The sequence below is a fragment of the Marinobacter sediminum genome, assembly GCF_016820575.1.
In the GTDB taxonomy this organism is placed as follows: domain Bacteria; phylum Pseudomonadota; class Gammaproteobacteria; order Pseudomonadales; family Oleiphilaceae; genus Marinobacter; species Marinobacter sediminum.
Window position 1 is genome coordinate 41,275 of sequence record NZ_JAEMQH010000006.1, and the last position, 22,509, is coordinate 63,783.

Annotated in this window: 18 protein-coding genes and 1 pseudogene; 14 read left to right on the forward strand and 5 right to left on the reverse strand. The window is 56.5% G+C overall.

What is annotated here, in order from left to right:
• The first annotated feature begins 24 nt into the window (after window positions 1-24).
• The 3 genes from FGO67_RS16775 (at window position 25) to FGO67_RS16785 (ending at window position 4,211) form a co-directional block, all read left to right on the forward strand.
• Window positions 25-507 carry a pilus assembly PilX family protein gene (locus tag FGO67_RS16775; RefSeq protein ID WP_203301798.1) on the forward strand — a complete coding sequence of 161 codons (483 nt, stop codon included), beginning with the start codon at window positions 25-27 and terminating at the stop codon, window positions 505-507.
• A 397-nt stretch (window positions 508-904) separates the two neighbouring features.
• Window positions 905-3,751, forward strand: coding sequence for a PilC/PilY family type IV pilus protein (locus FGO67_RS16780; protein WP_203301799.1), 2,847 nt, complete (start codon window positions 905-907; stop codon window positions 3,749-3,751).
• Between the two features lie 7 nt (window positions 3,752-3,758).
• The gene (locus FGO67_RS16785; RefSeq protein WP_203301814.1) at window positions 3,759-4,211 is read left to right on the forward strand and encodes a type IV pilin protein; all 453 of its coding nucleotides are present in this window, start codon (window positions 3,759-3,761) and stop codon (window positions 4,209-4,211) included.
• 52 nt (window positions 4,212-4,263) lie between these two features.
• On the opposite strand, the gene FGO67_RS16790 is transcribed toward FGO67_RS16785, so the two are convergent.
• The 3 genes from FGO67_RS16790 to FGO67_RS16800 form a co-directional block, all read right to left on the reverse strand.
• Complete coding sequence (locus FGO67_RS16790; RefSeq protein ID WP_203301815.1) at window positions 4,264-4,833, reverse strand: GspH/FimT family pseudopilin; 570 nt, start codon at window positions 4,831-4,833, stop codon at window positions 4,264-4,266.
• 118 nt (window positions 4,834-4,951) lie between these two features.
• Window positions 4,952-6,334, reverse strand: coding sequence for a sigma-54-dependent transcriptional regulator (locus tag FGO67_RS16795; protein ID WP_203301800.1), 1,383 nt, complete (start codon window positions 6,332-6,334; stop codon window positions 4,952-4,954).
• A gap of 56 nt (window positions 6,335-6,390) precedes the next feature.
• A complete protein-coding gene (locus FGO67_RS16800; protein WP_203301801.1) occupies window positions 6,391-8,034 on the reverse strand; it encodes a sensor histidine kinase in 1,644 nt (547 codons plus the stop codon).
• Between the two features lie 93 nt (window positions 8,035-8,127).
• Between FGO67_RS16800 and FGO67_RS16805 the strand changes: the two genes are divergently transcribed.
• On the forward strand, window positions 8,128-9,792 hold the full coding sequence (locus FGO67_RS16805; RefSeq protein WP_203301802.1) for an NAD+ synthase: 1,665 nt from the start codon (window positions 8,128-8,130) through the stop codon (window positions 9,790-9,792).
• Window positions 9,793-9,812: 20 nt separating this feature from the next.
• Here the strand turns inward: FGO67_RS16805 and FGO67_RS16810 are convergent, their stop codons facing one another.
• Entirely contained in the window at window positions 9,813-10,646 is an 834-nt protein-coding gene (locus FGO67_RS16810) for an outer membrane protein assembly factor BamD (protein ID WP_203301803.1), read from the reverse strand.
• A gap of 158 nt (window positions 10,647-10,804) precedes the next feature.
• On the opposite strand from FGO67_RS16810, the gene rluD reads away from it, so the two are divergent.
• The 3 genes from rluD (at window position 10,805) to clpB (ending at window position 15,266) form a co-directional block, all read left to right on the forward strand.
• Window positions 10,805-11,782, forward strand: a complete 978-nt coding sequence (gene rluD / locus FGO67_RS16815) for a 23S rRNA pseudouridine(1911/1915/1917) synthase RluD (RefSeq protein WP_203301804.1) — start codon at window positions 10,805-10,807, stop codon at window positions 11,780-11,782.
• Window positions 11,772-12,521, forward strand: coding sequence for a peptidoglycan editing factor PgeF (gene pgeF / locus FGO67_RS16820; RefSeq protein ID WP_203301805.1), 750 nt, complete (start codon window positions 11,772-11,774; stop codon window positions 12,519-12,521). Before rluD ends, pgeF begins: the two co-directional genes overlap by 11 nt.
• Window positions 12,522-12,689: 168 nt before the next feature.
• Complete coding sequence (clpB, locus tag FGO67_RS16825; protein WP_203301806.1) at window positions 12,690-15,266, forward strand: ATP-dependent chaperone ClpB; 2,577 nt, start codon at window positions 12,690-12,692, stop codon at window positions 15,264-15,266.
• 65 nt (window positions 15,267-15,331) lie between these two features.
• On the opposite strand, the gene FGO67_RS16830 is transcribed toward clpB, so the two are convergent.
• Window positions 15,332-15,793 (reverse strand): DUF4124 domain-containing protein, encoded by a 462-nt coding sequence (locus FGO67_RS16830; protein ID WP_203301807.1) that lies wholly within the window; start codon window positions 15,791-15,793, stop codon window positions 15,332-15,334.
• 536 nt (window positions 15,794-16,329) lie between these two features.
• Here FGO67_RS16830 and FGO67_RS16835 point away from each other — a divergent pair.
• The 7 genes and pseudogenes from FGO67_RS16835 to FGO67_RS17160 all read left to right on the forward strand — a co-directional run.
• Entirely contained in the window at window positions 16,330-18,048 is a 1,719-nt protein-coding gene (locus tag FGO67_RS16835) for an acetolactate synthase 3 large subunit (protein WP_203301808.1), read from the forward strand.
• Between the two features lie 2 nt (window positions 18,049-18,050).
• Window positions 18,051-18,542: an acetolactate synthase small subunit gene (gene ilvN / locus FGO67_RS16840; protein WP_070970156.1), complete on the forward strand. Its 492-nt coding sequence runs from the start codon at window positions 18,051-18,053 to the stop codon at window positions 18,540-18,542.
• Between the two features lie 65 nt (window positions 18,543-18,607).
• Entirely contained in the window at window positions 18,608-19,624 is a 1,017-nt protein-coding gene (gene ilvC / locus FGO67_RS16845) for a ketol-acid reductoisomerase (RefSeq protein ID WP_203301809.1), read from the forward strand.
• Between the two features lie 90 nt (window positions 19,625-19,714).
• The gene (gene pssA, locus FGO67_RS16850; RefSeq protein WP_203301810.1) at window positions 19,715-20,566 is read left to right on the forward strand and encodes a CDP-diacylglycerol--serine O-phosphatidyltransferase; all 852 of its coding nucleotides are present in this window, start codon (window positions 19,715-19,717) and stop codon (window positions 20,564-20,566) included.
• Window positions 20,567-20,667: 101 nt separating this feature from the next.
• Window positions 20,668-21,642, forward strand: coding sequence for a protein-methionine-sulfoxide reductase catalytic subunit MsrP (msrP, locus tag FGO67_RS16855; RefSeq protein WP_203301811.1), 975 nt, complete (start codon window positions 20,668-20,670; stop codon window positions 21,640-21,642).
• Window positions 21,642-22,274 carry a protein-methionine-sulfoxide reductase heme-binding subunit MsrQ gene (locus tag FGO67_RS16860; protein WP_203301812.1) on the forward strand — a complete coding sequence of 211 codons (633 nt, stop codon included), beginning with the start codon at window positions 21,642-21,644 and terminating at the stop codon, window positions 22,272-22,274. The genes msrP and FGO67_RS16860 overlap by 1 nt, the downstream gene beginning before the upstream one ends.
• Before the next feature lie 49 nt (window positions 22,275-22,323).
• Window positions 22,324-22,509 (forward strand): annotated as a pseudogene (locus tag FGO67_RS17160) (hypothetical protein); the annotation flags it as partial.

Below are 22,509 nucleotides of genomic sequence, written 5' to 3' on the forward strand. Positions count from 1 at the left end.
CCGTTTCAGAGAGGTGAATTGATAATGAATCAGATCCAATTTCCGAGTCTAGCCCATCGACAGCGGGGCGCTGTCTTGATCGTTAGCCTCATCATACTGCTGGTTCTGACACTGGTCGGCATTGCTGGGATGAATACCTCGGTGCTCCAAGAAAGAATGGCCGTGAACGCTCAGAACTCGAATCGTGCGTTTCAGGCGGCAGAGAGCTCGGTAAGAGCATTGGCTGACGAATTATACGCCGACGACCTGACGCTGTTGAGGGAGTCGATGAAAGATGCCAATGATAAAAGTAGCGTGAAAACGTTCACTGCGGATGCGGCCAACGGAATCACTGCGACCTACCAGGCCGAATACCTGGGAGAAGTAATCATCACCAGTGGCAGCTCCATGGATGCAAATGAAAGCTCGACGCTTTTGAAAGGGTTTCGTTACGAACTGCGCGGTACTGCAACTATGGACGGAACCGGTGCGGCATCTACCGTTTTTACAGGTATAGAGTATTACTGAGAGTCAGTTAAGTGCTGGCTGAGGAGGCGAGAATGGTTAAGTTAGTGCGATTAATTCCAATCATATTGGGTTTCTGGGGTTTGGCCATGACGGCTCAATCAGACGAGTCAGGTGCCCGTGTAATTGACAGCCCGATCAATGGGTTCGAAGCGTCAACAATAGAGTTGGTAACGAATTCATCTGCGGAAGTGGTTCAGGTTGTAACCGAGGGGTGTGAATTATGTGCATCGCCCCGTTTCCTCCCCGCTCGGGATTTTCGCGTCCGAGTTGGCCGAGAAGAGGTTAGTGCTAACAGCTACCGTCACTACTCTGGAAAGCCCGGAACCGTTATGGTCGATTCACGCAACGGATTCGCCACCTCAGTCATGTTCTACGCGCAGGATGAGGAGAACGCCGAATGAACTCTTCACTACGGAAATTAAGCTGCTCATTGCTTTCGATGGTTTTTAGCCTGGCGACTTTCCATGCCGCGGCCGACGATACCGAGATCTTTTTCACTGACACAGGCGGCGTAGTGCAGCCCAACATCCTCTTTATACTGGATAAGTCGGGCAGCATGGGGACGGAGGTAAGCGATGATGAGTCCCGCTTGGAGGTCATGCAGGACGTCATGAGCGACCTCTTGGACACCATGGAGGATGTTAACGTTGGCGCGATGTATTTCGGCGGCAACGAGGGCGGCTATTTTTTGTCGGCTGTCAAAGACATAGACTCAGTGCGATCGTCGCTCAAAACCAGCATCAATAACCTCGAAGCTGGGGGCAATACGCCACTTGCTGAAACCACCTTTGAGGCCATGAAGTACTTCCAAGGAGGCTCTAAGTTCATTCGCGACTCCAATGTCGACGGGGTCATGAGCGGCAGCAGATATAACAGCCCCATCGAGTACGAATGCCAGCCAAGCAACATTGTTTTGTTAACGGACGGCCAGCCAACCAGGGACACGAACCACAACGAAACTATTGAGGAGACTGTCGGAGCTTGCACAGGGAACTGTCTTGATGAGATTTCCCTTCATATGTTCAACAACGACATGAGTTCGGAGCAGCGAGGCCCTCAGGCGATTCGGACGTATACGGTGGGATTCGCAACGGACCAGACGTTATTGTCGAATACCGCCGAAAATGGGGGCGGCAAATACCTGCTGGCGAACGATGCTGATTCACTTAAAGAAGCGTTTAAGAACATCTACACAGATATCCTCGCGACCTCGGCTACCTACTCGGCTCCGGGTATTGCGGTGAACACCTTTGACCGCTTGAATCACCTTGATGCTCTGTACTTCTCGTTGTTCCAGCCCGCTAATGGCCCTCGTTGGTCGGGCAATCTAAAGCGCTACAAATTGGCTATTCAGGAGAATGAATCCACTGGTATCAAAGAAGCGGTGGTCGTAGATGCCGCTGGCAGAGCCGCGGTGGATCCTGACACTGGTTTCTTCAAAGAAGGAGCGCAAAGTTGGTGGGGTGGCATCCAGGATGGTCGAGATGTAACCGCCAGTGGCGTCTCCTCTCAACACGAGGATGCTAATGCGGATCGAAAGGTTTTCTCAAATCTGAGCGCTAATAAGGCTGACTTAACTCACGTCTCCAATGCCTTGGTGACCTCCAACAATGGAATCACCAAAGCGATGCTTGGCGATGCGAGTATGAGTGACGCCGCCCGGGAGGCCTTGATTAACTGGACTCGCGGCATGGATCTTACCGACGGCGACACTGACGGTTCAAGGTCGGACTCGCGTAAGTTCCTGGCGGACCCCTTACATTCCGTACCCCACCTGATTGTCTATGGTGGCAGCGAAGAATCGCCCAACACCTCCGTTTTCTTTGGGGATAACCAGGGGTTCATACATGGCATTGATGGAGAAACGGGAGCTACCCACTTCTCCTTCATGCCCAAAGACCTGCTTGTTAACCAGAGCACACTCCAGGCTAACGCTGCGGGAGGGGAAAAGGTATATGGTATAGACGGAGCGGTGGTCAGTTGGGTGAAGGACGACAACCTCGATGGCAATATTGTTGCTGGTGATGGTGATTTTGCCTACATCTACACCGGCATGCGTCGCGGTGGCTCCAATTACTATGCCCTGAATGTCACCGATCCAGACTCTCCGCAATTCCAGTGGTCCATTCAGGGAGGTAGCGGTGATTTTGCTGAGCTTGGACAAACCTGGTCCAAGCCTGTCAAAACCAAAGTCGTTCTGGAAAAAACGGTCCGGGAAGTCCTGATCTTCGGGGGCGGGTATGACGTGGATCAGGATAACGCAACGACACGCACCGTAGACGATATCGGTCGAGCCCTCTATATGGTCGATGCAAGTACTGGAGAGCGCCTTTGGTGGGCTGGCCCTGCCAACAGCGGCGCTGACTTGGAAGTGGCGGATTTGAAGTACAGTATTCCGTCAGCACCGAAGGTTTTGGACATCACTGGTGACGGTTTTGCGAACCAGATATACGTGGGCGACATGGGTGGCCAGATCTTCCGGTTCGACATCACTAACGATGCAAACACCAGAGTTCGCGCCTCGGGTCTGGTAACCGGGGGGCGCATTGCAGAGTTTGCTTCAAATGGCAGTGCTGCAAATGCACGCCGTTTTTTCCACGCACCTGATTTGTTTGGTATCAAGTTTGGTGGTGCCCGCAATCTTGGTTTGGTAATCGGCTCTGGGTATCAGGCCCACCCACTGAATGACGACATCGAAGATCGTATCTATATGATTCGGATTCCAGAGGTAACTCAGCCGCCTCTTGATGATCAAGGCAATGTCTTATACACCGCGATGGGTGAATCCGACCTTTACGACGCCACTGAAAATCTCGTGCAACAGGGAACAGCCGAGGAACAAAATGAGGCGGCAGCAGCTATTGGAACCAAAAATGGGTGGTACATACGCTTAACCAATGACGGTGAAAAGGTTCTGTCGACCAGTCAAACGATTAATGGTGAAACGTTTATCACAACGTATGAGCCGACGCCGAGCACGAACGTTTGTGTGCCAGCAGCAGGTAAGTCCCGGCTTTATCACATCAATGTTCTGAACGCGGCGGCAGTTTACAACTATGACGGTATTGGAAAAGATACTGAATTGACGCGTCCTGACCGGGTCGTTGCTTTGAGCACGATTGGTTTGCCGCCCGATCCTCAGCGTATGCGCGTTGACGATACTGACGTAGTTTGTGTCGGGGCTGAGTGTAAGACCGTTAACTCCCTGAAGGGCGTCGTTGAAACCTACTGGTACGAGGATTAATGCTTTGATGGGAAGAAATGGAACGTCGGCAGGCTTTACTCTCATCGAGTTGATGATCGTTGTTGCAATTATCGGAATCATTGCAGCTATAGCCTATCCGAATTATACCGACTATGTGGATCGAGCCCGGCGTTCAGATGCGACCGGCGCTTTGATGGGGCTATCGGCGGCAATGGAAAGGCATTACGCGGCGAACAGTTCCTACGAAGGCGCCGGGGCTGGAGGCGCTGATACTGGTGCCCCCTCCATTTACCCAGATGAAGCGCCGCTGGATGGTAATCAAAAATATTATGACCTAACTATCCAGGCAGCGGATGGGGATTCCTTCACTTTGCGCGCTACCCCAAAGGGTGTGCAGGCGAGTGATGGTATCTTGGAGTTGGATTCCACTGGTGTACGGCGATGGGATCAGGACAACAGTGGTGGGTTTTCTGCCGCAGAAAATACTTGGGAAAGTTAAATTAGTTGTTGTTATGACGCCAGGCCTAGCGGGCCTGGCGTTTTTTGTTTGGCTAAGGGCTACAGGTGATCATTGGTCCCCACGGCAGCTTGATAATCCGATCCTCATCGTTGTCATGCTCTACCCTGAACCGCCCACCTTTGTTGATAGCCATGTAGCTCATTCGTGTTCCTTCTGTTCTGCTGGGGCATAAAATTAAACTCCCCGTTGCTCCGTGTATCATTCCGTTGGGATTGAACTGAAAATACCCCTTACCACCGGTTCTAGACGTCGTATTGAAAAGGGCGCTCTTCAGGGCAACTTTCCGCAAGATCCGGTTGTCGTCGGGTTGCTTGTCATTGTTTGAATCAAAGAATACTGAAATGGGCCTTTGCCAATCATCAACGCACCTGTTCTGCGTGGATAGTGGGCACACGGTGACTAATCTTCGGTGACTTGCTGCAGACCATCGAGCGAAGGAAAAGAGGGTGTGGTACTCATTGATTAAGGTCCGTTGGGCAGAGTTTTCTGTCCATCTTTGCCAGCTTGGGGTAGCAATACCCAAAATGATGGCGAGAATGGCAGTGGTTATGATCAGTTCAGGCAGGGTAAAACCGCCAAGAGAGTCTTTGACTTTTTCCATGACATCCTTGTCTTTATGGCCGTTATCGTAGGTATCCCACTTCCTGTGGGACTGAAGCGCTACAATAAGAAACCAGTGCCCTTATTTCCGTGTCCTGCTCCCCATCCAAGCCATTGACTTACTCCATTCCCAATTTTTTCAACCGATATCTCAACGCCCGAAAGCTTATTCCCAACCGCTTCGCTGCCGCCGTCTTGTTCCAGCGAGTAGCCTCCAGCGCTTTCTCAATCGTCTGTCGTTCAATCGTTTCAAGATAGCCTTCCAGATCAATCTCGCCTTCCGGCACCGAAACGCTGCCGTCGCCCACTAATCCAGGATCGTTATTCGAGCTCTGGGTAGAGGGCTGAGCGCCATTGCCAAGGTGCAGGTCGTTTGCATCGATGGCATCGCCGTCACACAAAGTGAACGCTCGCTCCAGGATGTTCTCAAGTTCCCGCACGTTGCCTGGAAAGTCATAGCCCTGAAGGTGGTGCAACGCCGCCTTGGTCAGACTGGCGGGACTGCACTCGTACTCCCGAGCAATCCGCTCCAGGATGTGGCTGGAAAGCAGGGCAATGTCATCGGCTCGATCCCGAAGCGGCGGGACTACCAGTTCAATAACGTTGATTCGGTAATACAGGTCCTGGCGGAAGCTACCTTCTTGCACCAGGTCTGGCAGGTTTTTGTGGGTAGCACTCAGTACCCGGATATCCACCGCTACCTCTTTGGTGTCACCTACGGGTCTGACCGCCTTTTCCTGTATTGCACGGAGCAGCTTGACCTGCATCGCCAAGGGAAGGTCTGCAACTTCGTCCAGGAATAGAGTGCCCCCGTTGGCGGACCGGAACAGACCGTCCTTGTTTTCGATGGCGCCAGTAAAACTACCCTTCTTGTGCCCAAAAAACTCACTCTCCATCAGCTCTGATGGAATCGCACCACAGTTGACCGCGATAAAGGGGCCCTCACGCCGCGGCCCCTGCAGATGAATCATTCGGGCGACCAGCTCTTTACCGCTGCCGGATTCACCGCTGATGAATACGGGCGCCTGGCTTCGGGCCAGCTTGCGGGTTTGGTTGCGCAATTTCTTGATCTGGGGCGAGTTGCCTAGCAGCAAACCGGGTTCGTCGTCGCCGTCGTTCTGTTCGCGTTTGGGCTGAGATAGTCGCAGGGCGCTGTTTACCAGTTCCCGCAGACGGGGAAGTTCCACCGGCTTGGAGACGAAGTCGAACGCGCCGGCTTTCAGGGACTGAATGGCCGTATCCATATTGCCGTAAGCGGTAATGACCGCAACCGGGGTGGCGGGCGCGTGCTGCTGAATCCACTGCACCAGTTCAATGCCATTTCCGTCTGGAAGGTTCATGTCCGTAAGGCACAGGTGAAAGTTGTGCTCATCCAGCAGTTTTCGCGCGCTGGTCAGGTCCGAAGCGGTCTGTGCCTTGATACCCATGCGGGTCAGGGTGATTTCCAGCAGATCCCGAATGTCTGGTTCGTCGTCAACAATCAGCGCGGTGTGAGTGGTCATCGTCGTGTGTCGTTTCCCTGTTGTTGTGCAGGCGCGCATTATCCGCAGGCGCCGTATTAAATCAGCCGCCCGGGGTGCGCAAAAGTGATGCGAAAGCAGCAGCCGGGCTGATTGTCGTCCACCAGTGACAGGTGGGCCTGATTAGCCTCGCACAGTTCCCGGGCCAGATAAAGGCCGAGGCCGGTGCCGCTTTTGTCGGTGGTAAAGAACGGCTCAAAAACCGATCCCTGGTATTCCTGCGATATGCCCGGGCCGGAGTCACGCACATCCAGATAGGCTCGTTCACCATCGACGGTCGCGCCTGCGCGAATTTCGATCCGGCGTTGGCCGGTCTGTTGCTGACTGTAGCGCAGGCCGTTGTCGCACAGGTTAACCAGCACCTGTTCGATTTGGCTTTTGTCGAAACGGGCGGGCGGTACGTTGGGCGCGAGACTCAGGTCAATAATTGAGCCGGCTGATTCTTCCTGGGTTTGCAGGTAATCCGCTTTGAACTCTGTCAGCCAGTCGGAAACGTCAATTAAATCGGCATTGGCGGTGCGCCGACGTGACAGGTCCAGGACATTTTCCACGATGCCATTCACGCGCCGCGAATGGCGCCGGATGATGTCAAGCATCTGCAGGTCGCCCTGATCCAGATATGGCGATTCTTCCATCAGCTGCGCGGCATGGCTAATCGCGCCCAGAGGGTTGCGGATTTCGTGGGCAATACCTGCGGTTAAGCGCCCCAGGGAAGCCAGCTTCATTTGCTGGGCCTGCTGGGTGATCTTGCTCATGTCTTCAATGAACACCAGGATCTGGTCGCCCCGCTCCTGGTCGAGCTGGGTGAAGTTGACCTGCAGGATAGGCGAGGTCTGGAATGGCCGGAATGGCTCGATGCGGCGGGTCGGGTCCCTAAGCCAGGACTCAAGGCCCAGTTTTAATGCCTGAGGGAGCGCGCGTGCCCCCTCCGTTTGTGCCGCCCTGTCAGCGGAGGGCTCGCCAAACAGCAGTTCTTCAGCCGCGGCGTTTGCCAGCCGGATCTGGCCGGACCGGTCCAGCAACAAGATCCCTGTTCGCATGCGCTGGATGATCTGCTGGTTGATCTGTTCAAGTTCCGCAAGGCTCTGGGCGCGGCTACTGGCAAGTGCTTCGCTGCTACGCATACGCTTGGAAATGGATTGCAGCACAAAGGCCGCTGCGAAATAGAGAATGCCCAGTGAGCCGGCTCGAACAATGTCATCCGCGGGGGCCTCCAGTGCCAGTACCGCCCACCCGGAAATGCCGAGCGAGCAGATGGCCGCCAGCGCTGCGTAGAAAAAACCCATGCGGGTGGGAACCAGGATGTTGCCTGCCGCCACCGAGACGATCACCAGGTTGGCCAGCCCGTTGGTGATCCCTGTGCTGGTCAACAACAGCCAGTGCATGACCAGAACATCGAGCAGGATCGACAGGGTGATGTGGCGTCGGCTGGGCTGAAACCCTGCCATGATCAGCAGGGCGACGAAGGCATTCAGCCCGAAATAGCCAGCCACTCCCGCCTGATAGTAATCCAGAAATCGGAAGCGGGAATCCAGATTGACCGGATCGACGAACAACAACCCCAGCAGGATCAGGCTGACGACCAGGCGGTAATGATTGTAGATGCGGAACAGCTTCTGCTGTTGCTGATCGGACGGGGAAACTGGGCCGAGCTCAGCTGTTGATTGTTGTGTTGCTGCCATGATTTACCGGAATCCGCTGGTGGTCGGAAGAAATCCTCGCGCTTGCGGGGTTATAATAGCCTTTTCGTGGCAATGAGTTACAGGAGCCGATTTATGTCCGTTTCCGGGAGTGTATCTTCCCCTCAATTTTCCCCCAAGAAACTCCGGGTGGTTATGGCGCAGCTGGATTTTCTGGTGGGTGATATCCCCGGAAACACGGACCTGATCATCGAGGCCACTCAGCGTGCCGCCAGTGAGCACGAGGCGGATATTGTGGTGTTTCCGGAGCTGTGTTTGACCGGGTACCCGCCCGAGGATCTGTTGCTTCGGCCCAGTCTAGAGGTGCGGGTGTTTGAGGCGCTGGAGCGCCTGCAGAATGAGAATCTGGCACCGGCCATTGTTATCGGGGCGCCGCTGCGTGAAGGAACGCTGCTTTACAACGCCGCAGTGGTGATTGATGGAGGCAAAATAACCGGTCGCTATTTCAAACGCTTTCCGCCCAATTACCAGGTGTTTGATGAGAAGCGCTACTTCGCCGAAGGCCGGGATGTGGTCACCCTGGATATTCGTGGCGTCCCGGTGGGCATCACGGTCTGTGAGGACATCTGGAAAGATGGCCCGGTGGAAGAGGCAGCCGCCGCCGGTGCCAAACTGATCCTGAACCTGAACGCGTCGCCCTACGACATCGACAAGCAGGCGCGTCGCAAGGCCCTGTTGGAGCGCAAATCTCGGGAAAATCGGGTCAGCATCGTGTACGTGAATCTGGTTGGCGGCCAGGATGAGCTGGTGTTCGATGGTGGCTCCATGGTGTTCGACCACTCCGGCCAGATCACCTGCGAAGCACCCCAGTTCAGCAACGGCTTGTTCCCGGTCGATTTCCTGTGTGAGCACCATTGCCAGCCAGTGTCCCAGCCGTTGCCGGCCGAGCCTTCTCTAGAGGCCAATGTCTACAGTGCACTGGTGACCGGTGTTCGGGACTACGTGAACAAGAACGGTTTCCGCTCGGTGGTGCTCGGACTGTCCGGCGGTATCGATTCCGCGGTGACTCTGGCCGTGGCTGTCGATGCCCTGGGTAAGGATCGGGTTCGGGCGGTGATGATGCCGTTCCGCTACACCTCCAGCATGAGCCTGGAGGATGCCGAAGCCGAGGCGGTGGCGCTCGGGGTGCAGTATGACGTGTTCTCCATCGAGCCCATGTACGACGCGTTCATGGCTGGGCTGGCCGGGCCGTTTGAAGGTACAAGCCCGGACACCACCGAGGAGAATCTGCAGGCGCGTTTGCGGGGCGTTCTGCTGATGTCGTTGTCCAACAAGTTTGGCTCACTGGTTTTGACCACCGGCAACAAGAGTGAAATGGCAGTCGGGTATTCCACGCTCTATGGGGACATGGCTGGCGGCTTCGATGTGCTGAAGGACGTACCCAAGACCCTGGTGTTCCGGTTGGCGACCTATCGCAACACCGTGTCACCGGTGATTCCGGAGCGGGTCATTACCCGTCCGCCATCGGCGGAACTGGCGCCGGACCAGAAAGATGAAGACAGCCTGCCCGGTTACGATGTACTCGACCAGATCCTGAACCTCTACGTCGAGAGGGATTTCAGCGCCGACGCCATTGTCGCCGAAGGGTTTGAGCGCGCCGATGTGGACCGGGTAATCCGGTTGGTGGATATCAACGAGTACAAGCGTCGGCAGGCGCCGATTGGTGTGCGGATCACTGAGCGGGGCTTTGGCAAGGATCGCCGCTATCCCATCACCAATGGATGGAAAAGCGGCAAGTGAGGCAGGGGCGGGCGGCGAGGTTACTCGTCGCCCATCAGGCCGAAGGTGATAACGCTGGTCAGTGACCGGTCTTCCCGTTTCAGAACGTCAGCCACGAACTCACCGTCTTCGTTGAACGCCTCGCTGTCAGGGAAGTTGGTCTTCAACAGGGCAATGGCATCCCGCGCACCTTTCTTCAGATCCAGGAAGCGGAAAGTCTCTGCCAGAATGATCAGGGCCTCTTCAACCACCGGTGACGTCGGGTAATTTTCAACCACGTAGCGTGCCCGGTTGTTGGCAGCGATGTAGGCTTCACGTTTGATGTAGTAACGGGCTGCGTGCAGTTCCAGTGCCGCCATTCTGTTCCGGATGGCAATCATCCGCTGGCGGGCATCGGCCACGTACTCGCTGTCCGGGTAACGGTTCAGCAGTTCTGAAAAGTCCCGAAAGGCCTGGGTTTGCTCGCCAGGATCCCGCGCAGAGACATCGACCGGGAAGTAGCGGGCCGCCAGGCCAAGGTCGAGGTTGTAAGAGGCCAGCCCGCGCATGAACAAGGCATAATCGGCGTGCTCGCTCTGCGGGTTCAGGCGGAGGAAGCGGTCGGCCGCGGCTCGGGCACCTTCCAGATCAAGATTCTGGAAGCGGGCGTAGATCAGGTCCAGCTGAGCCTGCTCGGCATAGCGCCCGAACGGATAATAGGTTTCCAGTGCGTCGAGATTTTCCTCGGCTTCGTTGAAATTGCCCGAGTTCATGGCCTCCCGGGCATTCTCGTAATAGGTCTCTTCCGGCAGTACTTCTTCCTGCTTGTTGGAGGCGCAGGCACTGACCAAAACCATCAGAGTGGTCAGTAGCAATAAACGGACAACTGATCTCATGCCGGATTCCCGTATAATGTCGATAAGTTCAAAAGAGCCGCCATTGTAGCGGGGAAGAAGCCGCGTGTGCAGACTGTGCTTCTTTCTTTGAAAAAATGTTTGAAAGATTGTTTAAAAATTTTCTGTAAAACGTAACACACACCGGCCCTGGGGGCTTAATGTCATCTGATAATCGAATTACCGCCAGTTTTCTGGTTCCGCCAGAGCTGAGTGACCGGCGTTTGGATCAGGCCGCGGCTGACCTGATGCCCGAGCATTCCCGTTCGCGATTGCAAAACTGGATCAAGAGTGGCGCGCTGACCGTTAATGGTGAGAAACGCAGGCCGCGGGATAAGGTCATGCTTGATGACCGCCTGGAGCTGGATGCCGAGCCCGAGGCCCAGGTGAGCTGGCAGGCCGAGGAAATCACGCTGGATATCGTCTACGAAGACGAACACCTTCTGGTGATCAACAAGCCGGCTGGCCTGGTGGTGCACCCGGCCGCGGGCCACGCCGATGGCACCCTGGTGAATGCGCTGCTTAACTACGCACCGGAAGTGGAGAACCTGCCCCGGGCCGGAATCGTGCACCGTCTGGACAAAGATACGTCGGGGGTCATGGTGGCGGCGCGCAGTCTGGTTGCCCACACCTCCCTGGTGGACCAGTTGCAGACCCGGACCATGGGTCGAGAATACGATGCCGTGGTGGTTGGTACCCTGACCGGCGGGGCAACTGTGGACGCACCGATTAGCCGTCATCCCCGTGAGCGCAAGAAAATGGCGGTGGTTCCCAGTGGCAAGTCTGCCGTGACGCACTATCGGCTGGTTGAGCGGTTTGCCGCGCACACGCACATTCGTTGCAAGCTGGAGAGTGGCCGTACTCATCAGATTCGGGTTCACATGGCCCATGTGAAGCATCCCCTGGTGGGCGATCCAATGTACGGCGGTCGCCTGCGCTTGCCCAAAGGCACTACCGAAGAGCTTCGGCAAGCTCTTGCGGCTTTCAACCGGCAAGCCTTGCACGCCCGTCAGCTCACCCTTGAACACCCTGAAACTGGAGAGACTATGTCCTGGGAGGTACCCGTGCCCGAGGACATGGTGGAGTTGATGACGGCGCTGCGAAAGCATGTCCACGATCTGGAAAACCATGACTTCTGAGCTGGACCTGATCCGGCCCGACTGGCCTGCGCCTGATCGGGTTCGGGCGGCCAGTACCACCCGGCTCGGCGGTGTCAGCCAGCCGCCGTGGCATTCGCTGAACCTCGGAATTCATGTGCAGGACGATTCGCAACACGTCACCGTGAATCGAAGTCGGCTGGCCGGCGAATTGGCACTTGAGCAGGGTGCCTTTGGCTGGTTGTCCCAGGTGCATGGCACAGACCTTGTGACCTTGCCGGTTGATGGCATTCCGGAGGCGGATGCCTCCACCACGACCCAGGCTGGGCAGGTGTGCGCCATCTTGACCGCCGACTGCTTGCCCGTGTTGCTCTGTGACCGAGCCGGTACGCAGGTGGCGGCTGCCCATGCCGGATGGCGTGGTCTTTGTGCCGGCATTCTGGAGCAGGTCATTGCCAGTTTCGCTGCGCCGGCAGCAGACATAATTGCCTGGCTGGGTCCGGCCATTGGCCCAAGACAGTTCGAGGTGGGGCCAGAGGTCCGGGACGCGTTTATGGTGACCGACGCTCGTGCCGCCGAGGCTTTTTCAGCATCCGGTGCCCGCCCTGGGCATTTCATGGCTGATATTTATTGCCTGGCCCGGCAACGGCTTGAAAAGGCGGGTGTCACTGCTGTTTACGGCGGCGATCTATGCACCGCCTCCGATCCCCAACGATTCTACTCCTACCGCCGAGACGGCCAGACCGGTCGTATGGCAACCCTGATCTGGCTCGAGCCCTGAAAACCCGTGGCCGTGTGGGATGATCCCGGTCAACTTCCTGATGGCTTCATGACCTAGCCGCTTGAAGTCCCCGCGCTTGCCCCTACATTTAACTCAAAGCAGTGCGGAAGTTGGCCCAGCCCAGAGCTCGGCCGACATCCCGGACCTACGAATCGGGGAACAGAACCTATGAGAATCGATAAGCTGACCAGTCGGTTGCAGACCGCCCTTGCGGATGCTCAATCGCTTGCGGTGGGCAAGGATCACAACTTTATTGAACCGGTGCACCTGATGCAGGCACTTCTGGATCAGGACGGCAGTGCCATTCAGCCGCTGCTGAAGCAGGCCGGGGCAGAGCCCGGGCGCATCCGCCAGGCCATTGCCCGTGAGCTTGAGCATCTGCCGGAAGTTCAGGGCTCGGCCGGGGATGTCTCCATGTCCAACGACATGGGGCGTCTGTTCAACATTGCGGACAAGCTTGCCCAAAAGCGCAAGGACCAGTTCATTTCCAGCGAACTGATGCTGCTGGCGGCCCTGGAGGATCGCGGTACGCTGGGGCGAGTGCTGCGCGAGCAGGGCGTCGACAAGGCCGCTTTGGAAAAGGCTATTGACGAGGCCCGCGGCGGCGACGCGGTGAACGACGCTGGCGCCGAGGAGAACAGGCAGGCGCTGTCAAAGTACACCATTGACCTGACCGAACGTGCCGAGGAGGGCAAGCTGGATCCGGTGATTGGCCGGGACGACGAGATTCGTCGCACTATTCAAGTGCTGCAGCGCCGGCGCAAGAACAACCCGGTGCTGATTGGTGAGCCCGGTGTTGGTAAGACCGCTATTGTAGAAGGCCTGGCCCAGCGCATCGTCAACGGTGAAGTACCCGACGGCCTGAAAGACAAAAAGGTGCTGTCTTTGGATATGGGCTCCCTGATTGCCGGTGCCAAGTTCCGGGGTGAGTTTGAGGAACGCCTGAAGGCGGTTCTGAATGAGCTGTCCAAACAGGAAGGGCAGATCATCCTGTTTATTGATGAGATTCACACCATGGTAGGCGCCGGCAAGGCCGAGGGCTCTATGGACGCCGGCAATATGCTGAAGCCGGCGCTGGCCCGAGGTGAGCTGCACTGTGTCGGTGCCACCACCCTCGATGAATACCGAGAGAATATCGAGAAGGATGCCGCGCTTGAACGCCGGTTCCAGAAAGTGCTGGTCAGTGAGCCCAACGAGGAAGATACCATTGCCATCCTGCGGGGGCTGAAGGAGCGCTATGAGGTGCACCATGGGGTAGAGGTGACCGACGCCGCCATCATTGCCGCTGCCAAGCTGTCCCATCGGTATATCGCCGATCGGCAGCTGCCGGACAAGGCGATCGATCTCGTTGATGAGGCGGCCAGCCAGATTCGCATGGAAATGGACTCCAAGCCCGAACCCCTGGATCGCCTCGAGCGACGTCTGATCCAGCTTAAGATCGAGCGGGAAGCGCTGAAAAAGGAAACCGACCCGGCCTCCAAGAAGCGGCTGGAAGAATTGTCCGGTGTGATCACCAGTGTCGAGCGCGAATACGCTGATCTGGAAGAAGTCTGGAATACCGAGAAGGCGGCCTTGCACGGCTCCCAGAAGATCAAGAGTCGGCTGGAGCAGGCTCGGATTGATCTCGAAAACGCCCGCCGGGCTGGCGATCTGGGCAAGATGTCGGAGCTGCAGTATGGCCAGATTCCGGAGCTGGAACGTCAGCTGGATATGGCCAGCCAGGCCGAAATGATGGAGATGAAGCTGCTCCGCAACCGGGTTACCGAGGAGGAGATTGCCGAGATCGTCTCTAAGTGGACCGGCATTCCGGTGTCGAAGATGCTGGAAGGCGAGCGCGACAAGCTGATGCGCATGGAGGAGGCGCTGCACGATCGGGTCATTGGCCAGGACGAGGCAGTGGAAGCCGTATCCAACGCCGTGCGCCGCTCCCGAGCAGGTTTGTCCGACCCCAACCGACCGAACGGTTCGTTCCTGTTTTTAGGTCCCACCGGAGTGGGCAAGACCGAGTTGTGCAAGTCGCTGGCGTCGTTCCTGTTCGATACCGAGGAGGCCATGGTCCGCATCGACATGTCGGAGTTCATGGAGAAGCACTCCGTCGCCCGGCTGATCGGTGCTCCTCCGGGCTATGTCGGCTATGAGGAAGGTGGCTATCTGACCGAGGCCGTGCGTCGCAGGCCTTATTCGGTCCTGCTGCTGGATGAGGTGGAAAAGGCCCACCCGGACGTCTTCAACATCCTGTTGCAGGTGTTGGAGGATGGCCGTCTGACCGATGGTCAGGGCCGCACGGTGGACTTCCGGAACACCGTCATCGTGATGACCTCAAACCTCGGCTCGGACATCATTCAGCAGAAAGCCGGTGAAGAAAATTATGAATCCATGAAGGCGGCCGTGATGGAGGTGGTAGGCACCCATTTCCGGCCCGAATTCATTAACCGGGTCGACGAAGTGGTGGTGTTCCATCCGCTGGCAGAGAATCAGATCCAGGGCATTGCCAAGATTCAGATCGAAGCGCTTGGCAAGCGCCTGAAGGATCAGGAGATGAGGCTGGAGCTGGACGATGCCGCGATGGAGTTGCTGGCGGAGGTTGGCTACGATCCGGTCTACGGTGCGCGGCCCTTGAAGCGTGCCATCCAGCGGATGATCGAGAACCCACTGGCACAGAAACTTCTGCGCGGAGATTTCGTGCCCGGGGATACTATCCTGGCCACGGTTCAGGATCACGAGCTGGTGTTTGCGAAGGCCTAAGCAGGGTGGGGGGGACGAATCGATGTTGATTCGGCCCCCATTTATTTTCTGAAGTCAGCAGTCTGTTAGCCTTCTTCAGGCCCGCAGTTCTCGGCGACGATCTCTTCAAATTGAACACGCTTCTCCGCGATCTCTTCTTGCGTTAAATACCGTTGCTCACCGTTTTCCTCAATCCGGATACGAGCATTTCTGGCCATTACGTCCAGATTGGCTTGGGCGGTCGAACAGTTGGCTGCGCGCTGTTTTTGACGGGCCTCCTCGGCGGCAGATTCACGTCGCTGCTCCGCTGCTTCCTGTTCGCGTTCTTCCAACGCATTGACCCGTTCTGTTGGGCTCGGACGGTTGGCGGATGCCGGTGAGGCGCTTCCTGACCGCACATTCACCTTTTCCGATTGCGCGCCGGTCGGCTGGCGGTCACCAAAGTGAGTCACTCCGTTCTCGTCAGTCCATTTGTACACAGAAGCGCCCATCGAGACACTTGGTAATACTGCCAGTAACAAGCTCAGCGTCAGGATATTCTTATTCATGAGTCCACTCATCATAGGTTTACTGCACCCGGTGCAGATCAAAAATCTGTGTGCCCGGATTTGTCTCGGTGTTAGTACGTATTCAAGGACATCATGCCACCGGTGTCAGTATTTTTCTTCCGTTTGGTTCAAAACTTCGCAAGACAATATCGCCCGGCGTCTTTTTCGAGGTGCGATCGGGGTGCGATGGAGGGACAATAAAGGCGTGACGGCTATTGACAGGGAGTTTCCCGCTGTCAGAATTACCGATTGCCTGAGGACTGGGGTCAATACGGCAGGCAATCCCGAGCGAGTAACCCCCGTTAATCACCACACTGAACGCACCGCGCTGTCGTCGCGGGATGGTTGTTGCTTACTTGCAACCCGTTGATTGGCCGTTCTCCGCAACCCTCAGGAGGGCGGCTGGCCATGAGACAACCTCTTATTAAGGTGTGGAGGAGCAGCCGGTTCCGCTTTCACAAGAAGCAGGGAAACCGTGAATCCAGGCAACCGGGTGTACCCCGGCTCATTCACTCGTAGGAAGAGGGTAGAAAATCGTGGAGTTATTGTCTGGCGCCGACATGCTCATTCGTTCCTTGCAAGATGAAGGGATCGAGTACGTTTACGGCTATCCGGGTGGTGCAGCCCTTCATATATATGACGCGCTGTTCAGGCAGGACAAGGTCAAACATATTCTGGTCAGGCATGAGCAGGCTGCGGTCCATATGGCCGACGGCTACGCCCGTGCGACCGGAAAACCAGGTACCGTCCTGGTGACCTCGGGTCCTGGAGCCACCAACACTATTACCGGCATTGCCACCGCCTTTATGGATTCCATTCCCATGGTGGTGCTGTGCGGTCAGGTTGCGTCCACACTGATTGGCGAGGATGCCTTCCAGGAAACCGACATGATCGGTGTTTCCCGCCCGGTGGTTAAACACAACCTCAGCGTGCGTCACCCGGAAGAAATTCCCGAGGTGATCCGCAAGGCCTATTATATTGCCGCCACAGGTCGCCCCGGCCCGGTTGTGGTTGATATCCCCAAGGATATGACCACACCGAACGAGCGTTACGAGTATTCGTACCCCAAAAAGGTCAAGCTGCGCTCCTACAACCCGGCCATTCGCGGCCACGCCGGTCAGATCAAGAAAGCGGTCGACATGATGCTGGCGGCCCGCCGCCCGATCATCTATGCCGGTGGCGGTGTCATTCTGGGTAAGGCCTCTGAGCAGCTGACCGAATTGGTTCGCACTCTTGGTTACCCGATCACCAACACGCTCATGGGTATCGGCTGTTATCCGGCCAGCGACAAGCAGCACCTTGGCTGGCTGGGCATGCATGGCACTTACGAAGCCAACATGGCGATGCACCACTCGGACCTGATTCTCTGTGTCGGGGCGCGGTTTGACGACCGGGTCACCAATGCCACCGAGAAGTTCTGTCCGGGCGCCCGCATCATTCACATCGATATTGACCCGGCGTCCATCTCCAAAACGGTGGATGCTGACGTTCCCATCGTGGGGCCGGTTGATGCGGTGCTGAAAGAAATGCAGGCGCTGGTGAAAGAAAGCAAGGAAAAGCCGGACGCGGATGCGATTGCTGCCTGGTGGAAGCAGATCGACGAGTGGCGGGCCTTCCACGGCATGCGCTACGAAACCAGTGACGATGTGATCAAGCCCCAAGAAGTCATCGAGATGCTGTGCAGGCTCACCAACGGTGAAGCCTTCGTGACCTCCGATGTGGGGCAGCACCAGATGTTTGCGGCTCAGTACTACAAGTTCGACAAACCCAATCGCTGGATCAACTCCGGTGGCCTGGGCACCATGGGCTTTGGATTGCCCGCGGCGATGGGCGTTAAATTGACGCACCCGGACGATGAAGTGCTGTGCATCACTGGTGAAGGCAGTATCCAGATGAATATTCAGGAGCTGTCCACCTGTAAGCAGTACAACCTCCCGGTGAAGATCATCAACCTCAACAACCAGGCCCTGGGCATGGTCAAGCAGTGGCAGGACATGAACTATGAGTCCCGTCACTCGCAGTCCTACATGGAGTCGCTGCCGGACTTTACCAAGCTGGCAGAGGCGTATGGCCATAAGGGCGTGGTGATCGACAAGAAAGCCGATCTGGAAACCAAGCTGAAAGAAGTGTTGGCGATGAAAGACGAGTTGGTGTTTGTCGACATCTACGTTGATCGCTTTGAGCACGTCTATCCGATGCAAGTAGCCCGCGGTTCCATGAAGGACATGTGGCTCAGCAAAACGGAGAGGGTGTAATCATGCGTCGAATCATTTCTGTTTTGCTTGAAAACGAACCGGGTGCATTGTCCCGTGTTGTTGGCCTGTTCTCCCAGCGGAACTACAACATCGAAACGCTGACCGTGGCGCCGACCGAAGACGAGACTCTGTCCCGTCTGACCGTGACCACCACCGGGTCGGATAAGGTCATCGAGCAGATCACCAAGCAGCTCAACAAGCTGATTGAAGTGGTCAAGCTGGTGGACCTGACTGAAGGCTCCCACATCGAGCGCGAACTGATGTTGGTCAAGCTGAAGGCCACCGGTTCCCAGCGGGCTGAGATCAAGCGTACCGTGGACATCTTTCGGGGCCAGATTGTTGACGTCACCAGTTCGGTTTATACCGTTCAGCTGGCGGGTGACAGCGAGAAGCTCGACGGATTTATCCAGGCGGTTGGCACCTCCGGTGTCCTCGAAGTGGTGCGTACCGGTGTTTCGGGCATTGCCCGCGGCGAAAAGGTTCTCAGCCTGTAACGGCTATTGATACGAATTGAACATCATGGCCTGATAGGGCCATTACAAATAACAGAGGTTTTGTCATGCAGGTTTACTACGATAAGGATTGCGATCTTTCCATCATTCAGGGCAAGAAAGTTGCCGTCATCGGTTTCGGCTCCCAGGGCCACGCTCACGCGTGCAACCTGAAAGAATCCGGCGTTGACGTCACCGTTGGCTTGCGCCCGGGTTCGTCTTCCATTGCCAAGGCTGAGGCCTATGGCCTGAAGACCAGCGACGTGCCTTCCGCCGTTGCTGCCGCTGACGTGGTCATGGTCCTGACCCCGGACGAGTTCCAGTCCCAGCTGTACAAGGCCGAGATCGAGCCGAACCTGAAGCAGGGCGCCACACTGGCCTTCGCTCACGGTTTTGCCATCCACTACAACCAGATCGTTCCGCGTAAAGACCTGGACGTCATCATGGTTGCTCCGAAGGCTCCGGGCCACACCGTGCGCACCGAGTTCGCCAACGGTGGTGGTATTCCTGACCTGATCGCCATCTTCCAGGACGCTTCCGGCACCGCCAAGAACGTTGCCCTGTCCTACGCCAGCGGCATCGGTGGCGGTCGTACCGGTATCATCGAAACCACCTTCAAGGACGAAACTGAAACCGATCTGTTCGGTGAGCAGGCCGTGCTGTGTGGTGGTGCTGTTGAACTGGTCAAGGCCGGTTTCGAGACCCTGACCGAAGCGGGCTACGCGCCGGAAATGGCGTACTTCGAGTGCCTGCACGAGCTGAAGCTGATTGTTGACCTGATGTACGAAGGCGGCATCGCCAACATGAACTACTCCATCTCCAACAACGCAGAGTATGGTGAGTACGTGACTGGCCCGGAAGTCATCAACGAGCAGTCTCGCGAAGCCATGCGCAACGCGCTGAAGCGTATCCAGAGCGGTGAGTACGCCAAGATGTTCATCTCTGAAGGCGCTCTCAACTACCCGTCCATGACGGCGCGTCGTCGCCAGAACGCGGCTCACGAGATTGAAACCGTGGGTGAGAAGCTCCGTGGCATGATGCCGTGGATCTCTGCAAACAAGATCGTGGATAAAGACAAGAACTGATCGGGTTTCTGACTAGTTCTTGAGAAGCGCGGCCCGGGTGGCCGCGTTTTTCGTATATACTCCGCCCAAACGCTTTCCGGAGTAATGGGAATGACTGACGAAAGAAAGAATGCCGAAACCGACGCCCAGAACGTGTCGTCGGAGAAAAAACACGAACAGGTTTCCGAATATGAAGTGGAAGCCGGTGAGGTGGTTGAAGAGGAGCTGGTAGAGGGAGCCCCGGTTCGCCGCAAGGGCATCTACCTTTTGCCGAACGCGCTCACGACAGCGTCCCTGTTTTCGGGTTTTTACGCCATCGTGTCTGCGGCCAATGGCATGTTCGATAACGCGGCTATCGCGATTTTCGTGTCCATGATTCTCGACGGGCTTGATGGCCGCGTCGCGCGCATGACCAACACCCAAAGCAAATTCGGTGAAGAATACGATTCCTTGGCCGACATGGTGGCATTTGGTGTGGCACCCGGTTTGGTGGCGTTTTTCTGGTCTCTTAATGGCCTGGGTAAAGTAGGCTGGGCTATAACCTTTATCTATGTGGCTGGCGCTGCCCTCCGTTTGGCACGCTTCAACACCCAGATTGGCTCCGTCGACAAGAAGTTCTTTGTCGGCCTGGCAAGTCCGGCTGCGGCTGCGTGCGTCGCTGGTCTGGTGTGGTGTTTCCACGAATTCGAGCCGTCCTCCTGGCTGACGCTGCTGACGATTATTGTGGTCGGTGGTACCGGCGTGATGATGGTCAGCAACATCCTGTACCGCAGTTTCAAGGATCTGGATATGCGTGGACGAGTGCCATTTGCGGCGATCCTGCTCGTGGTTCTGATCTTTGTCGTGATCGCGCTTGACCCAGCGACCGTACTATTCACCGGGTTCTTGTTGTATGCACTGTCAGGTCCGGTGCGGGCGCTGTTCAGAGGCAAGCCCAAGCGTAGCTCGGAGGAATCTGCGTAAGGTAATGAGTCCCGGGTCTCTGTGGCCCGGGAATTAAAAGCGGAACCTCCGGTCAACCCTACCAGCGCCCGATGCCCGGGCGACTTGAGCGGAGAGTTTCGATGTTGATCAAGAGTCGCCCCTCCTGGGCGCTGTCCCACCGTCATGTAACCCCCGAACACATCTATCTGAACCGCCGCCGATTCATGTCGGGTGTTGCCGCCGGCGCGGCTGGCCTCGCTATGCCCGGATTACTGTCTGCGGCGGCGGCCCCGGTTCAGGGCGAGCCGCTCAATTTCACCCGGTCGCCTCAGTTCTCCACCGAGGAAGAAAAGACCCCGTTTAAAGACGTTATCCGCTACAACAACTTCTATGAGTTCGGAACTGGAAAGGACGACCCGGCCAAGTATGCCGAGTCAATGTCGGTTGATCCCTGGTCTGTGATTGTGGATGGTGAGTGTGGCAAGCCGGGTACCTATGCCCTCGAAGACCTGCTTCAGCCCCATGACTATGAGGAGCGGGTTTACCGGTTACGGTGCGTGGAAGCCTGGTCCATGGTGATTCCCTGGGTCGGGGTGCCGCTTGCCGATGTGGTGAAGCGCCTGGAGCCTACGTCCAAAGCCAAGTATCTCTACTTTGAAACCCTGGAGGATCCTGAACAGATGCGGGGACAGCAGTCGATATTCAGTACCATCGATTGGCCGTATCGGGAAGGTTTGCGAATGGATGAGGCCATGAATGAATTGGCGTTTCTGGCTGTCGGCCTATATGGCAAGGCGCTGCCGAAACAGAATGGCGCACCGATTCGATTGGTATTGCCCTGGAAATACGGATTCAAGAGCATCAAGTCTATTGTCAGGATTCGGTTTCAGGAAAGCCGGCCGAAAACCACGTGGGAGCGAATTGCTCCCAGTGAGTATGGCTTCTACGCCAATGTGAATCCTGAGGTCGACCACCCGCGCTGGAGTCAGAAGCGGGAGCGTCGCCTTCCATCGGGGTTGTTTTCACCAAACTGGATCGAGACCGAAAAGTTCAATGGTTATGGTGAGCAGGTCGCAAACCTCTATAAGGGCATGGACTTGCGGAAGTTCTATTAATGCCGGGGGTGCTCGGTATTGAGTGGCGTCGAAGCGCCGGGGTGCTGTTGGGGTTTCGCTGGCTGGTGGCGGCGCTGGCTTCTTTGCCGCTGTTGTTGCTGGCTGGGGATATGGTCAGCGGAGCCGTGGGGCCGGATCCCGGCCAGACCATCACCGAAGGGCTTGGCCTTGCCGCCTTTCAGCTCCTGTTAGCAACGTTGGCGATGACTCCGCTCAGGCGCTGGACCGGTTGGGCCGGTTGGCTACGGGTCCGGCGCATGCTCGGTCTGTTTGCTTTCTTCTATGCGGTGCTCCATGTTCTGGCTTTTCTGCAATTCATTCTTGGTTGGTCAGATTTGTGGGCCACCTTTACCAAGCGGCCTTACATCATTGCCGGTGCGGTGGCATTCCTGTGTCTGGTGCCGCTGGCTGTAACGTCGCCAGTGAGTGCGATGCGCCGGTTGGGGCCTTATTGGAAGCGTTTGCACAAGTTGATTTATCTGGCTGTGGTTGTTGCCTGGGTTCATTTCCTCTGGCAAGCACGAAGTGATCTGGGTGAAATGGTGATTTACGGCCTGTTATTGGCGATTTTGTTCGGGGTGCGAGGTTATTGGTCAGGCTGGTCCAGCCTGGTCCCTCTGAAAAAGGGCTGATATTGGTTGCACACTGTTCAAATTGTGCGATCGTTGACCGGTCTAATGCGTGGAAACCCGTAGTTTTGGAATTTTCTTCACAAAGCGCGTTGACAGTTTTCCTGACGCCTGTAGAATGCGCATCTCTTCTGAGGGACAAGCCACTGACACAGCGGCTACCGAGGAAGGCAACCGTTTGAAATTGTTGAAGAAATTGAGTTTCAAAATTCTTCAGAAAGCGGTTGACAGAGAGGTG